The 12,801-nt window shown below is 67.0% G+C and carries 15 protein-coding genes; 4 read left to right on the forward strand and 11 right to left on the reverse strand.

What is annotated here, in order from left to right; genetic code table 11:
* Nucleotides 1–65: 65 nt before the first annotated feature.
* From nusB to ribB, 3 genes are read right to left on the reverse strand one after another with little or no spacing between them, the layout of a single operon-like run.
* Nucleotides 66–551, reverse strand: coding sequence for a transcription antitermination factor NusB (gene nusB / locus BKY27_RS02230; protein ID WP_071672800.1), 486 nt, complete (start codon nucleotides 549–551; stop codon nucleotides 66–68).
* Nucleotides 548–1,099 carry a 6,7-dimethyl-8-ribityllumazine synthase gene (locus BKY27_RS02235; RefSeq protein WP_071672801.1) on the reverse strand — a complete coding sequence of 184 codons (552 nt, stop codon included), beginning with the start codon at nucleotides 1,097–1,099 and terminating at the stop codon, nucleotides 548–550. Before BKY27_RS02235 ends, nusB begins: the two co-directional genes overlap by 4 nt.
* A complete protein-coding gene (ribB, locus tag BKY27_RS02240) occupies nucleotides 1,099–2,223 on the reverse strand; it encodes a 3,4-dihydroxy-2-butanone-4-phosphate synthase (RefSeq protein ID WP_071672802.1) in 1,125 nt (374 codons plus the stop codon). Before ribB ends, BKY27_RS02235 begins: the two co-directional genes overlap by 1 nt.
* A 144-nt stretch (nucleotides 2,224–2,367) precedes the next feature.
* Here ribB and BKY27_RS02245 point away from each other — a divergent pair, with 144 nt between their 5' ends.
* Nucleotides 2,368–3,423, forward strand: a complete 1,056-nt coding sequence (locus tag BKY27_RS02245) for a proline racemase family protein (protein WP_071672803.1) — start codon at nucleotides 2,368–2,370, stop codon at nucleotides 3,421–3,423.
* 27 nt (nucleotides 3,424–3,450) lie between these two features.
* Here BKY27_RS02245 and BKY27_RS02250 read toward each other — a convergent pair whose 3' ends face one another.
* From BKY27_RS02250 to BKY27_RS02260, 3 genes are read right to left on the reverse strand one after another with little or no spacing between them, the layout of a single operon-like run.
* The gene (locus tag BKY27_RS02250) at nucleotides 3,451–4,020 is read right to left on the reverse strand and encodes a hypothetical protein (RefSeq protein WP_233491762.1); all 570 of its coding nucleotides are present in this window, start codon (nucleotides 4,018–4,020) and stop codon (nucleotides 3,451–3,453) included.
* The gene (locus tag BKY27_RS02255; protein ID WP_071672805.1) at nucleotides 4,001–4,252 is read right to left on the reverse strand and encodes a hypothetical protein; all 252 of its coding nucleotides are present in this window, start codon (nucleotides 4,250–4,252) and stop codon (nucleotides 4,001–4,003) included. Before BKY27_RS02255 ends, BKY27_RS02250 begins: the two co-directional genes overlap by 20 nt.
* On the reverse strand, nucleotides 4,240–4,830 hold the full coding sequence (locus BKY27_RS02260; RefSeq protein ID WP_071672806.1) for a riboflavin synthase: 591 nt from the start codon (nucleotides 4,828–4,830) through the stop codon (nucleotides 4,240–4,242). The genes BKY27_RS02255 and BKY27_RS02260 overlap by 13 nt, the downstream gene beginning before the upstream one ends.
* A gap of 153 nt (nucleotides 4,831–4,983) precedes the next feature.
* On the opposite strand from BKY27_RS02260, the gene BKY27_RS02265 reads away from it, so the two are divergent.
* The 3 genes from BKY27_RS02265 (at nucleotide 4,984) to BKY27_RS02275 (ending at nucleotide 9,583) form a co-directional block, all read left to right on the forward strand.
* On the forward strand, nucleotides 4,984–6,294 hold the full coding sequence (locus tag BKY27_RS02265) for a capsule biosynthesis protein (RefSeq protein WP_071672807.1): 1,311 nt from the start codon (nucleotides 4,984–4,986) through the stop codon (nucleotides 6,292–6,294).
* Between the two features lie 84 nt (nucleotides 6,295–6,378).
* On the forward strand, nucleotides 6,379–7,521 hold the full coding sequence (locus BKY27_RS02270) for a polysaccharide biosynthesis/export family protein (RefSeq protein ID WP_071672808.1): 1,143 nt from the start codon (nucleotides 6,379–6,381) through the stop codon (nucleotides 7,519–7,521).
* Between the two features lie 4 nt (nucleotides 7,522–7,525).
* Nucleotides 7,526–9,583, forward strand: a complete 2,058-nt coding sequence (locus BKY27_RS02275) for a capsular polysaccharide biosynthesis protein (RefSeq protein ID WP_071672809.1) — start codon at nucleotides 7,526–7,528, stop codon at nucleotides 9,581–9,583.
* Nucleotides 9,584–9,671: 88 nt separating this feature from the next.
* Here the strand turns inward: BKY27_RS02275 and ribD are convergent, their stop codons facing one another.
* From ribD to BKY27_RS02300, 5 genes are all read right to left on the reverse strand, one after another.
* Nucleotides 9,672–10,769, reverse strand: a complete 1,098-nt coding sequence (ribD, locus tag BKY27_RS02280; protein ID WP_071672810.1) for a bifunctional diaminohydroxyphosphoribosylaminopyrimidine deaminase/5-amino-6-(5-phosphoribosylamino)uracil reductase RibD — start codon at nucleotides 10,767–10,769, stop codon at nucleotides 9,672–9,674.
* Between the two features lie 3 nt (nucleotides 10,770–10,772).
* Nucleotides 10,773–11,240, reverse strand: a complete 468-nt coding sequence (nrdR, locus tag BKY27_RS02285) for a transcriptional regulator NrdR (RefSeq protein WP_071672811.1) — start codon at nucleotides 11,238–11,240, stop codon at nucleotides 10,773–10,775.
* Nucleotides 11,241–11,384: 144 nt separating this feature from the next.
* A complete protein-coding gene (locus BKY27_RS02290) occupies nucleotides 11,385–12,068 on the reverse strand; it encodes a class I SAM-dependent methyltransferase (protein WP_071672812.1) in 684 nt (227 codons plus the stop codon).
* A gap of 69 nt (nucleotides 12,069–12,137) precedes the next feature.
* Nucleotides 12,138–12,560: a secondary thiamine-phosphate synthase enzyme YjbQ gene (locus BKY27_RS02295; protein WP_071672813.1), complete on the reverse strand. Its 423-nt coding sequence runs from the start codon at nucleotides 12,558–12,560 to the stop codon at nucleotides 12,138–12,140.
* Nucleotides 12,561–12,604: 44 nt separating this feature from the next.
* A complete protein-coding gene (locus BKY27_RS02300; RefSeq protein WP_084667820.1) occupies nucleotides 12,605–12,793 on the reverse strand; it encodes a hypothetical protein in 189 nt (62 codons plus the stop codon).
* Between the last annotated feature and the right edge of the window lie 8 nt (nucleotides 12,794–12,801).

The following is a 12,801-nucleotide window of genomic DNA, read 5'->3' on the forward strand; positions in this document are numbered from 1 at the left end:
GTCCTGCGGCATCAGCGCCCATCGGCCAAGGCCCGCCAGCGCAGGCCGGTTCTTGCCCCGCCGGATCAGAACGCTTCGGGCTTGGCCTCGCGCGCCATGTGATCCAGCACGGCGTTCACGAACTTGGGCTCGCGCCCCTCGGGGAAGAACGCCCGCGCGACATCGACGAACTCGGTGATCACCACCTTGGGCGGCGTGTCGGTCGCAAGAATTTCCGCAGCGGCCGCCCGAAACAGCGCCCGGATCGTCGGGTCGATCCGGTCGATGGGCCATGTCGCCACCAGCGCCCGGTCGGTCATCTGGTCGATCTTGGCCTGCCAGTTCACCGCCTCGTCCAGAAGTCTTGAAAACAGCTCGGGGTCGCCCTCGGCCAAGGCTTCGCCCGCCACCTCTTCGCCAAAGCGATGGTCGAGGAACTCGCGGCGCACTTTTTCAACCGTCTGGCCCGCCGCCTCCATCTGAAACAGTGCCTGCACGGCATAAAGCCGCGCCGCCGATTTCATCTGGCGTTTTTCCTCGCGGCTGGGGCCTTTCGGTTGATCGCTGCTCATGCGCTGGCTGGTCCTTTTGCGTCGCCGGCGATCAGCATCTCCTGACCGGCTGGCTTGAATCCGACGCCGCCTTTAGGCCCTGCGAACCGGCGCGTCAACGCGATAAGGTGCAAGGCCGCCGCCGCCGCGCCGCCGCCCTTGTTCTGGTCGGCGGGATCGGCGCGGACGTCCGCCTGCGGGCGGTTTTCCACGGTCAGGATGCCGTTGCCGATGCAGGCCCCTTCCAGCCCCAGCAACTGAAGCGCGCGGGACGAGTCGTTGCACACGGTCTCGTAATGGGTGGTCTCGCCCCGGATCACGCAGCCAAGCGCAACGAAACCGTCGAAATTCGATTGGCGAAAGGCGATGCGGATGGCCGTGGGCACTTCCAGCGCGCCGGGCACTTCGATAATCTCGTGGCCTGCGCCCGCCGCGTCCAGCGTGGCCACCGCGCCCGCGATCATGTTGTCGGCGATGTCCTTGTAATACGGCGCAACGACGATCAGCACCTTGACGGGTTTGTCAAAGGACGGCAGCGGCAGGGTGTAGTGGGTTTCCGATCCGGCCATTATCCAAGCTCCGAGATTTTTCGGGTGCCGACGATTTCCAGCCCGTAGGCATCCAGCCCCACCACCTTGGGCGTGGGCGAGTTGGTCAGCAGCACCAGTTGCGACAGGCCGAGCGAGGACAGGATCTGCGCCCCCAGCCCGTATTGCCGCAGCGTCTGCGGCGACGCCTCTTCCGAGGCCTGAACCTTCATCGAGGTATCGCGCAAGAGCACCACGACACCACGCCCCTCGCGGGCCACCTCCTCCATCGCGTGGCCGAACTCGGCCGCCCGGCCCGTGGGGCCGGTGCCGACGATATCCAGCAGCGGGTCCAGCGAATGCATCCGCACCAGAACCGGCTCATCTCGGGTCAGGTCGCCCTTGCTCAGCACGATATGCTCATCGCCATGGGCGGTGTCGGTATAGACGCGCATCGCCCATTCGCCGCCGAATTCCGAGGTGATCGTGTCCTCGCGGACCACCTTGACGAGGTTGTCGTAGCGACGGCGATAGGCGATCAGGTCGCTGATCGTGCCGATCTTGAGGCCATGCAGTTGCGCAAAGCCCACCAGATCGGGCAGCCGCGCCATCGACCCGTCTTCCTTCATGATCTCGCAGATCACCCCCGCCGGGTTCAGGCCGGCCAGTCGGCTTACATCCACCGCCGCCTCGGTATGCCCCGCACGCACCAACACGCCGCCATCGCGCGCCCGCAAAGGGAACACATGGCCCGGCGTCGCAATGTCCTGCGCGGTCTTGCCCGCGTCGATGGCCACCGCGACCGTGCGGGCGCGGTCATGGGCCGAAATGCCGGTCGAAACACCCTCGCGCGCCTCGATCGACACCGTAAAGGCCGTCTCGTGGCGCGAGGAATTATACGACGCCATCAAAGGCAGTCCGAGCGCGTCGATCCGCTCGCCGGGCAGCGACAGGCAGATCAGCCCCCGCCCGTGGGTCGCCATGAAGTTGATCGCATCCGGCGTCGCCATCTGCGCCGGGATCACCAGATCGCCCTCGTTCTCGCGGTCCTCGTGGTCGACGAGGATGAACATCCGCCCGTTGCGCGCGTCCTCGATGATTTCCTCGATGGGCGAAATGGCGTCCTTGTAGTCGGTCTCGACCGAGCCGGGGGTCTCGTAGGTCATGGGTCGTCCCTTCACGATAGCTTGGTCGAGGGGATAGCGCAGCCAACAGGCCCTGACCAGAGGCCACTCCGCCGAAACAGGCGCTGGACACGACGTCGGGCCGCAGCCTAGCATCGGCAAAACCGCACAGAGCAGGGGCACGCGATGCGCAGCAGCCGGATGATCACCGCCGTCGAGGCCCATGCCGAGGGCGAACCGGGCCGGGTCATCACCGGCGGGCTGCCGCCGATTCCCGGAAGGTCTGTCTTCGAGAAGATGCAGTGGATGCAGGCCAACGCCGATCATATCCGCCTGCTGATGCTGCGCGAACCGCGCGGCAACCCGGCGCTGTGCTGCAATGCGCTGGTCGCCCCCTGCCACCCCGAGGCGGAGGCGGGCGTGATCATCATGGAACAAACGGAATACCCGCCCATGTCCGGCTCGAACGTGATCTGCACGGTCACGGTCCTGCTGGAAACGGGCATCCTGCCGATGGTCGAGCCGGTGACGGACTTCACCCTCGAAACACCCGCCGGGCTGGTGCGCGTGCGGGCCGACTGCGCCGAGGGCAAGGTTACGCGGGTGGGGTTTCGCAACGTGCCATCCTTTGCCGTCCATCTCGATGTCACGATCGACGTGCCGGGGTTTGGCCCCGCCATTGTCGACGTGGCGTGGGGCGGGATGTTCTATGTCATCGCAGAGGCCGCACAGTTCGGGCTGGAAATCGCGCCCGATTCAGGGGCCGACATGGTGCGCCTGTCCGAGGCGCTGCGCCGCGCGGCAGTCGCGCAACTGCCGGTGACCCACCCCGAAAACCCGGCGCTCACCGGGCCGACCATCTCGCAACTGACCGGCCCCGCGACCCGCACCGGCACCCATGGCCGCAGCGCGGTAACCGTGTCCAACAGCCTCGCCCCGCCGCCCAGTGTCGCCTCGCTGCCCGGCGCGCTCGACCGGTCGCCCTGCGGCACCGGCACAGCGGCGAAAATGGCCTGCCGATATGCGCGCGGGCTGCTTGACGTTGGCGAAGACTACGTGAACGAAGGGCCGCTCGGCACCACCTTCACCGGGCGCATCGAAGACCTGACACAGGTCGGTCCCTACAAGGCCATCGTGCCCTCGATCTCGGGACAGGGCTGGATTTACGGAATCAGCCAGTACACGCTCGACCCGACCGATCCGTTTCAGCAAGGGTTTCGGGTCGGTGACATCTGGGGCTGAGGGGCACGGCGCGTCGATGCGGACCGCCTAAGCCGGAGCGAAGAACCGGTCCGCCGGAATCACCCCGGCCAGCTTGCCCGCCGCGCACCATTCCCGTTCCACCGCCGTGGCCGAGACCAGCACCACCCCATCCGCAGGCACCCCCTGCGCCCGCACCATCGCGCGGATACGGTCGCGCGTGGCCGACCAGCTTTCGGTGAACCGGGGCGCGGCGTCGGCGTGGTCCAGCAGCCCGGCATTGGCCGCCAGCACCGCCTTGGGATGGACCGGGGCATAGATCGCCGCCACCCGCTCTGCCGCGCCATCCAGGGCCCCCAGCCGATCCGCCGCCACCATCGGCAGTGCCGTGCGCGTCGGGGTCAGGTCCAGCGCGTTGCCGGATAACAGGAACGCCACCACGTCATGGCCCGAGGCCGCGCGGATCGAAGCATATGTGGTATAGTCGATCCCCAATCGCTTGGCACGCGCCACGCGCACCCGCAGAATTTCGATCGGCAGTGTCTTCAACAGTGATTTCCGGGCCTTGCCCCATGCATGTTTGCGAAAGCCATAGCCCGGCTCCAGCGACGGCCCTCCGTTATGCCCGATGCTGCTCATCATCCGTCTCCTGTGCCAACCACGCCACCGCGTTCCGGCCAGCCTGCCATGCCGCCGCCGCGCTGTCGAACCCTCCCGCGCCGGTCACCACGCGCCAGCCATGGGTATCTTCCGGGTCACGACGGCATTCCTGCCATTCGAACAGACCGTTGCCCATGTCCAGCAGATCGACACAACGTTGCTCGGTTGCATCGTTGACCGACCTGAGGACGCGCGGCCTTACTGGTCCCATTCCTGCAACCGCGCCACGTAGCGGGCCAGCGTGTCGATCTCAAGGTTTACGAGGTCGCCCACCTTGGCCGCGCCCCAGGTTGTCACCTCTTGGGTGTGGGGAATGATGTTGACGCCAAAACGCGCGCCCTCGACCTCGTTCACCGTCAGCGAGGTGCCGTTCAGTGCGACCGAGCCCTTGGGAGCGATATACTTGGCCAGCGCGTCGGGGGCCTTGAAGGAAAACCGTGTGCTGTCGCCCTCGGGCGTCATCGCCACGATCTCGGCCACGCCATCGACATGACCAGACACGATATGCCCGCCCAACTCGTCCCCCACCTTCAGCGCGCGCTCAAGGTTCACCCGCGTGCCGACGGTCCAGCCGCCGATCGTGGTCTTCGACACGGTCTCTTCCGAGATATCCACGTCATACCAACCGGGGCCGAGATCGACGACCGTCAGGCACACGCCGTCGCTGGCGATCGACGCGCCCAGTTCGATGGTGGCGGTGTCGTAGGCGGTCTTGATCCGCGCCCGCAGGTCGCCGCGCTTGTCCAGCGTGTCGATGGTTCCGACATTGGTGATGATGCCTGTGAACATGGCACTTTTGCCTCTCTCAATACGTCCTGTCCGAGGTAGCCCGCCACGCGGCCTGGAACAAGCCCCGCGCGAGAGTCACATTGCTGGCACAAACCGGCCCTCATGCCGCCCATTGCAGGTGCAAAGCTCTGGCCCTGACGCTAAGCCCATATCATGCGCAAGAGGTTCCCCGTGCCGGTTCCGGCCCACCAATCCAGATCCTTCCTGTTCTTGCAGGGGCCACACGGCCCCTTCTTTCATCGTTTGGGCAAGATGCTGCGCGCGGCGGGGGCCGAGGTCTGGCGTGTCGGCTTCAATCAGGGCGACAGCGCCTTCTGGCACCACCGGCCCAGCTATATCGCCTATCGCGGCAGCCCGGATGGCTGGCCTGCCCGGTTGGAGCAAATCCTCGAAGAAAAGAAGACCACCGACATCGTGCTTTATGGCGACACCCGCCCCATCCACGCGGCGGCAGTCGCGGCGGCACGGGCCCGCGGGATCACCGTGCATGTCTTCGAAGAGGGCTATCTGCGCCCCTACTGGGTGACCTACGAACGCGGCGGGGCAAACGGCCATTCGCGGTTGATGAAGACCACTGTCGCCATCATGCAGACCGCGCTCAAGGGCCTTGATCTCGACCTGCCCGACGCCCCGGCCCGCTGGGGGGACATGCGCCAGCACATCTTCTACGGCGCGCTCTACCATTGGTTCGTGATGTTCCTGAACATCCGCTACCGCAATTTCCGCCCGCACCGCGACATCACCGTGGCCCGCGAATTGCGCCTTTACCTGCGCCGCATTGCGCTGATGCCCGCCATCGCCGCCAGCCGCATCATCGCCACCTACCGAATCAAGACCGGCGGCTTCCCGTATCACATCGCCCTGTTGCAACTGGAACACGACGCGTCGTTCCGGGCGCATGGCCCTTTCGCCAGCATGACCGAGTTTCTCGAGATGCTGATCGAGGGCTTTGCCGCCGGTGCGCCGCAGCACCATCACCTTGTCCTCAAGGCCCACCCGCTGGAAGACGGGCGCGCGCCCATCCGGCGCACCATCCGGCGACTCGCGCGCCAGCACGGGCTGGACGGCCGAGTTCATTACGTGCGCGGCGGCAAGTTGGCCCGGCTGTTGGATGACGCCCGCAGCGCGGTCACGGTGAACTCGACCGCCGCGCAACAGGCCCTGTGGCGCGGCCTGCCCCTCAAGGCGTTTGGAACGGCGGTCTACCTCAAGCCGGAATTCGTCTCGACCCAATCGCTGGAAGACTTCTTCCAGATCCCGACCCGCCCGGACAGCAAGGCCTATCGCGATTATCGGCACTACCTGCTGGAGACCTCGCAGATCACCGGCAGCTTCTATTCCGCCCGCGGACGGCGGCAACTTTTGCGGCAAGTGGTCGACATGATGCTTGCCCCCGAAGACCCCTATGACGCATTGGAAGCAGGCCGACCGGCACCAAGGCAACACCTGCGGGTCGTCAAGTAAGGAAAATCTGGCCTTGGCGCACGAAATTCGCTAGGTTGGGAAAAAAGATAATCGAGGCAGTACAGGCAATAAGGAGCCAAATCCGTGAAATCGATGGCTTCCCGAGGGGCGCGATTCGTCGCCCTCGTGGTCATTGTGTCGCTGGTGGCCACATGTGGTCTGCCGCGCACTGGCCCCAATCGTCGTGAACTATTCGCTGGATCCGTGCAACGAGAGGGCGACGCCTTCGTCGTTTCCGTCAACGACCGCGTGCTGCGGGCCACCTCGGTGGTCGAGGCGCTCGGCTTCTCCAGCGACTTCACCAATGCCGGCCTGATCGGGGCCGACACCATCAGTCCGGGCGACACCCTGTCGCTTTCGATCTGGGAAAACGTGACCGACCCGCTTCTCGGCGCCCAAGGTGCCCCCAGCACCGTTCTGGACGAGGTGCAGGTCGACAGCGCCGGGTTCATCTTCATCCCCTACGCAGGCCGCGTCCGCGCGGCGGGCAGCACCCCCGACCAGTTGCGCCAGACGCTCAGCCGCAATCTCGACGCGCAAACGCCTGATCCGCAGATCATCGTGCGCCGGGTGGCAGGCGATGGCGCGACCGTCTCGGTGGCCGGGGCTGTCGGGTCTCAGGGGGTTTACGCGATCCAGCGGCCCACCCGCACCCTGTCGGCGATGCTGTCGCGCGCCGGCGGCATCGCGGTCGAGGCGGAAACCGCCCGTGTGACCGTGGTTCGGGGCGACCGCACCGGCACGATCTGGTTCAACGATCTCTACGCTCACCCGGAACTGGACATAGCCCTGCGCTCGGGTGACCGCATTCTGGTCGAGGCCGATACCCGGTCGTTCACCGCGCTCGGCGCAACCAACAGCCAAACGCGGGTGCCGTTCAACACGCAGACGATCTCGGCGATCGAGGCCATCGCCACCGTGGGCGGCCTCAACCCCAACCTTGCCGATCCCACCGGCGTTTTCGTGCTGCGCAACGAGCCCGAGGAAATCGCCCGGGGCGTTCTGGGACGCACCGACATCGTCGGCACGCAGCGCTTGATCTACGTGCTGGACCTGACCGAACCGAATGGCATGTTCCAGGCGCGCGATTTCGTGATCCGCGACCAGGACACGCTCTATGTCACCGTGGCCCCCTTCGCCCAGTGGAACCAGGTCATCAGCGCGCTCACCGGCACGCTCAGCACCGCAGGCTCCATCAGCAGCCTGGCCGCTAACACCGGCGGCTGATCCGATGCCGGGCCATGACCCGACCCCGCCCGCCGGAGCCACCGCGCCCCGGCGGGCGTTCTATTTCACCGGCGGGTTCCTGACCAATCGCCGGGTGCGCCGTATCCTTGCCTTGGCAGGCCACGACCTGCGCCTCGGCAAGCCGGGGCCACAGGATGACGTGCTGGTCTGGGGCCACAGCCCCTATGCGGCGCGCGGCGAAAAGGCTGCCAGGGCAACCGGCGCCCATCTGGTCCGGGTCGAGGATGCCTTCCTGCGCTCGCTCCATCCCGGCCGCGACGGCGAACCGCCGCTTGGCCTGACCATCGACCGGCGCGGCGCTTGGTTCGACAGCCGCCAGCCCTCGGACCTCGAACATCTGCTCGCCACCCACCCGCTGGACGACACCGCCCTGCTCGACCGGGCGCGTGACGTGATCGCCCGGCTGCGCGAAGGCCACCTGACGAAATACGCCGCCGTCGATCCCGCCCTGCCCGCGCCGCGCCCCGGCTATGTGCTGGTGATCGACCAGACCCGCGGCGATGCCTCGATCCGTCTCGGCGGCGCAACCGACGCGACCTTCCGCGAAATGCTGGTGCTGGCGCAGGAGGAAAACCCAGGCGCGCGCATCGTCGTCAAGACCCACCCCGAAACGGCGGGGGGCCACCGCGCAGGCCATTTCGGGCCCGAGCATGGGAGCGACCGGATAACCCTTTGCACCGAGCCGCTGTCCCCCTGGACCCTCATGGAGGGCGCGGTCGGCGTCTACACCGTCTCATCACAACTGGGATTCGAGGCGATCCTTGCGGGCCACAAGCCCAAGGTCTTCGGCCAGCCCTTCTATGCCGGCTGGTCCCTGACCGACGACCGCAACCCTGTTGCCCGCCGCACCCGGCGGCTGACGCGCGCGCAACTGGTGGCCGCCGCGCTGATCCTCTACCCCCGCTGGTATGACTCGTACCGCGACCGGCTCTGCGGGGTCGAGGACGTGCTGGCCTCGCTGGAGGCCCGCGCCCGAACGTGGCGCGAGGACCGCCACGGTTACAGCGCCCTTGGAATGCGCGCATGGAAAAAGGCCCCGCTGCAAAAGGTCTTCGGGCAGGCGGGCCAACCCCTGCGCTTTGCCAGAACAACAGCGGCGGCGCTGGCCCATGACCGCCCGGTGATGGTCTGGGCGGGCAAGGAAACCAGCGAGTTGCGCGAGACCTGCGACCGGGCGGGCCGCGCGCTGATCCGGGTCGAGGATGGGTTCCTGCGCTCGCGCGGGCTGGGGGCCAACCTGATCCCGCCGCTCAGCCTCGTGCTGGACGATCTGGGCATTTATTACGACCCGACCCGCCCAAGCCGGTTGGAGCATCTGATTGCGCAGGCCGCCGCCCTGCCCCCCGAACGGTTGTCGCGGGCGGACCGGCTGATCGCGGCGCTACGCGACACCCGCGTCGGAAAATACAATCTCGGCGGGGCGACCGACCTGCCCGACCCGGGTGGGCGCCCGGTGGTGCTGGTGCCGGGACAGGTGGAAGACGACGCCTCGATCCGGCTTGGCGCGGGGGCGATCCGCACCAATCTCGACCTTTTGCGACAGGCGCGGGTGCTGACCCCGGACGCGTTCCTCGTCTACAAGCCCCACCCGGATGTAGAGGTCGGCCTGCGCCCCGGCGCCATCGAAGCAGAGGATCTGGCGGGGCTGGCCAATCACGTGGCGGATCATGCAGACCCGATGGCGCTGCTCGACCGCGCCGACCGGGTGGTGACCATGACGTCGCTTCTGGGGTTCGAGGCGCTGCTGCGCGGGGTGCCCGTGACGGTGACCGGCGCACCCTTCTACGCGGGCTGGGGCCTGACCGACGACATCGGCCAGACCCCGGCCCGCCGCCATGCAAGGCCCAGCTTGCCCGCCCTCGTCCATGCCACCCTGATCCGCTACCCGCGTTACCACGATCCCGTCACCGGCCAGGCCTGCCCGGTGGAAGTGGCGGTCGAGCGGCTGGCGTCGGGCCAGATCCCTGCCCCGGCGGTGCGCCTGCGGGCGCTGGCCAAGCTGCAAGGCTGGTTCGCAGGGCACGCGTGGCTCTGGCGGTGACAGGGTGTCGCCGCGCGGTCGCGCGGCGACACGCGGGGGGCGCTGCCCCCCGCCCCCCCCCCGGAGTATTTTCACCAAGAAGAAGGGATCAGTCGGCGCGGGTCCATTCATGAAGCACATCGCCCGCGACGGGCCGGGTTGCGCGCAGGCGAAAGCGCGGCGCTTCTGCCAAGGCCGCAAGCCCCATGGCCCCGATCCCCGGCTGTCCCTCTGCCCCGATGGCAAGACCTGCGGTGACCCCCACGAGATCATCGACAAGATCGCCTGCCAGCAGCGAGGCGGCGAGCGCCCCGCCGCCTTCGCAGAACACCGAGGTCAGCCCGGCGCCCCCGAGAACCGCCAGCGCGGCGGCGGGGTCGATCTGGCCGCCCGCTCCCGGCGCGACCGTCAGGCAGCGGGCACCCTGACCTTGCCATGCCGCGCGGCGGGCGGGGTCTGCCCCCGGACCGCAGAGCAGCCAGACCGGCACATCGGCGGCGGTGCGGGCGAGTTGGCTGTCCATCGGCAGGTCGAGATGGCGCGACAGCACCACGCGCACAGGCTGGCGCACCGCGCCCATGCCCCGCACGGTGAGCGAGGGGTCATCGGCCCGCACCGTCCCCGCCCCCACCATCACCGCGTCATGGCGCATCCGCATGGCGTGAACGGCGCGCCGTGCCTCGGGGCCGGTGATCCACTGGCTTTCGCCGGTTGCCGTGGCGATACGCCCGTCGAACGAGGTGGCGAGTTTCAGCGTCAGGCGAGGCCGCCCTGCAACCACGCGCGACACGAACCCGCGATGCGCGCGGGCGGCGTCCTGTTGCAACACGCCCGTGGTCACCGCGATCCCCGCCGCGCGCAGCCGGGCGATCCCGCCGCCATCAGTGCGCGGATCGGGGTCGGTCAACGCCACCACCACCCGCGCAACCGAGGCGCGGATCAGCGCGTCGGCACAGGGCGGGGTCTGGCCCCAATGGGCGCAAGGTTCCAGCGTGATATAAGCCGTGGCTCCGGCGGCCGCGTCACCGGCCTGCGCCAGGGCGACCACCTCGGCATGGGGGCGGCCACCGGGCTGCGTCCATCCGCGCCCGATCACCCGGCCATGCTTGACGATCACGCAGCCCACGGCGGGGTTGGGCCAGACCTGCCCATCCCCCCGCGCGCCAAGGCCAAGGGCAAGGCGCATCCAGCGGCTGTCATCCGGCATGGGTCAGCTTTCGGGTTGATCCGGGGGCCGCAATTCCGAGACGAAATCCTCGAAATCGTCGGCGGCCTGAAAATTCTTGTAGACGCTGGCAAAGCGCACATAGGCGACGGTGTCGATCCGCGCCAAGGCTTCCATCACGATCTCGCCGATGGTCTTGGAGGGGATATCGGTATCGCCCATGCTTTCCAGCCGCCGCACGATGCCCGAAATCATCTGGTCGATGCGTTCCGGGTCTATGGGGCGTTTTTGCATCGAGATGCGGATCGAGCGTTCCAGCTTGTCGCGGTCGAAATCCTCGCGCTTGCCGTTGGTCTTGATGACCACCAGATCGCGCAACTGCACCCGTTCATAGGTGGTGAACCGCCCGCCACAAGCCGGACAGAAGCGCCGCCGCCGGATGGCGACGTGATCCTCGGCAGGACGCGAGTCCTTTACCTGCGTGTCGATGTTTCCGCAAAACGGGCACCGCATGGGCCAGCCCCCCTTCGTCTTTCCGAACCGCCTCTTGGGGTCTGTCGCCCCAGTTATCCACAGGCACTATAGGTCAGCCGCGACACCTTGGGTAGGGGGGATTTGCGCACCGCTAGATGATGCGCCGTGGGGGAGTCCGAACAGTCACACTGCCTCGGGGTGGCGAAAGCTGCGGGCGATGTAGGTTTGGCCCACTTCCGGCAGGATACGTTCATCGACCTGAACCATGCCGAGCCCCTCGAAAATCGGTCGGTACTTGCGGGGAAACAGCTTGTAGCTCTGCTGATCCTCGTTCTCGACCACCAGAAGCGTGCCCTTGGTCACCCGCACCATGTGCTCGAACACCCATTCGCTGTCGGGGTGGATATGCAGCAGGACCGCTTTGGAAAACACGAGGTCGAAATGCCGGTCCGGCATCGAAACGATGGCGTCTTCCACTGCCATGTTGTGCACCTTGGCGATGTCGGCGGCTTCGGGAAACAGCTCGGCCATCTTGGCGACGGCCTGCGGATTGATCTCGATGCTGCTTAGGTCGCTCCAGCCGTGATCGAGAAAGCTTTGCAGCGACCGGCCCACGTTACTGCCGATCTCCAGCACCGGCCCCTTGGGAACCGACAACTCCTCGGCCAGCCGCACAAGCGCCTCGCTCTTTTCGGTCAGGTCGATATAGGCGCCGGGCTGGTTGTTCTTGCCCGGCGGGTCGCGCCAGTAATCCTGGATGGAGTGTTGCGAGGGGCGGGCTTTCTCGGACTCGCGGCCATAAACGCGGCTCAGCACCGCGTATCGCGCCTTGCGCAGGGCGTTGCGCAGCTTGTTTGCCTTGACCATATCGTCTCTCCTCCGACCCTCACCCCGTTGGTGCTTAGCCTAGTGCGGCGAGGCGCACAATCGTCAGGCTCACCCCGCCTGAAACTTGGCCATCACCGTGCGCGCGTGCGGGCGCATCCGATGCTCGACCACGTAGATCCCCTGCCATGTGCCCAGCACCATTTGCCCGCCGGTGACCGGGATCGACAGCGACACCGGCATCATCGCCGCCTGGATATGGGCGGGCATGTCGTCGGGGCCTTCATAGGTGTGGGTCAGGTAGGCCATGGACGGATCGCTCGTCGGTGGCACAAGCCGGTGAAAGAAGGCCGTCAGGTCGGTCTGCACCTCGGGGTCGGCATTTTCCTGGATCAGCAGCGAGGCCGATGTATGTTGGATGAACAGTGTCAGCACCCCGTCGCGCGCGCCTGCCCCGGTCAGCCACTGGCGCAGCTTGCCGGTAAATTCATACAGGCCGGGGCCATGGGTCTGGATATCGAACGGGGTCAGCATGGGCCGCAGAATGCGCCGCCTCGCCCGGCCACGTCGAGGGGAAATCAGTCGAAACTGGCCGAGCCCGCCACGATGCCGGAACTCATCCGGGCGTTCAGTGCGCTGGCCGGGTCTTCCGCCGCCGTCCTCAGCAGGGACACCACGGCAATGGCCAACCCACAAAGGAAGGCTGTCAGCACGACCCAATCAGTCGAAATCGCACCGGCGTCGTCGCGCACAAAATCGGAAAACATTCTGTATT

It is taken from the genome of Nioella nitratireducens, assembly GCF_001879715.1.
Lineage (GTDB): Bacteria > Pseudomonadota > Alphaproteobacteria > Rhodobacterales > Rhodobacteraceae > Nioella > Nioella nitratireducens.

Excerpts from the sequence above, each read along its gene's own strand:
- ribB (WP_071672802.1), bottom strand. The coding sequence starts at position 2,223 with ATGACCTACGAGACCCCCGGCTCGGTCGAGACCGACTACAAGGACGCC.
- BKY27_RS02245 (WP_071672803.1), top strand. The coding sequence starts at position 2,368 with ATGCGCAGCAGCCGGATGATCACCGCCGTCGAGGCCCATGCCGAGGGC.
- nusB (WP_071672800.1), bottom strand. The coding sequence starts at position 551 with ATGAGCAGCGATCAACCGAAAGGCCCCAGCCGCGAGGAAAAACGCCAG.
- BKY27_RS02260 (WP_071672806.1), bottom strand. The coding sequence starts at position 4,830 with ATGTTCACAGGCATCATCACCAATGTCGGAACCATCGACACGCTGGAC.
- BKY27_RS02295 (WP_071672813.1), bottom strand. The coding sequence starts at position 12,560 with ATGCTGACCCCGTTCGATATCCAGACCCATGGCCCCGGCCTGTATGAA.
- BKY27_RS02255 (WP_071672805.1), bottom strand. The coding sequence starts at position 4,252 with ATGGGACCAGTAAGGCCGCGCGTCCTCAGGTCGGTCAACGATGCAACC.
- BKY27_RS02290 (WP_071672812.1), bottom strand. The coding sequence starts at position 12,068 with ATGGTCAAGGCAAACAAGCTGCGCAACGCCCTGCGCAAGGCGCGATAC.
- BKY27_RS02265 (WP_071672807.1), top strand. The coding sequence starts at position 4,984 with ATGCGCAAGAGGTTCCCCGTGCCGGTTCCGGCCCACCAATCCAGATCC.
- BKY27_RS02300 (WP_084667820.1), bottom strand. The coding sequence starts at position 12,793 with ATGTTTTCCGATTTTGTGCGCGACGACGCCGGTGCGATTTCGACTGAT.
- BKY27_RS02235 (WP_071672801.1), bottom strand. The coding sequence starts at position 1,099 with ATGGCCGGATCGGAAACCCACTACACCCTGCCGCTGCCGTCCTTTGAC.
- ribD (WP_071672810.1), bottom strand. The coding sequence starts at position 10,769 with ATGCCGGATGACAGCCGCTGGATGCGCCTTGCCCTTGGCCTTGGCGCG.
- BKY27_RS02275 (WP_071672809.1), top strand. The coding sequence starts at position 7,526 with ATGCCGGGCCATGACCCGACCCCGCCCGCCGGAGCCACCGCGCCCCGG.
- BKY27_RS02250 (WP_233491762.1), bottom strand. The coding sequence starts at position 4,020 with ATGAGCAGCATCGGGCATAACGGAGGGCCGTCGCTGGAGCCGGGCTAT.
- nrdR (WP_071672811.1), bottom strand. The coding sequence starts at position 11,240 with ATGCGGTGCCCGTTTTGCGGAAACATCGACACGCAGGTAAAGGACTCG.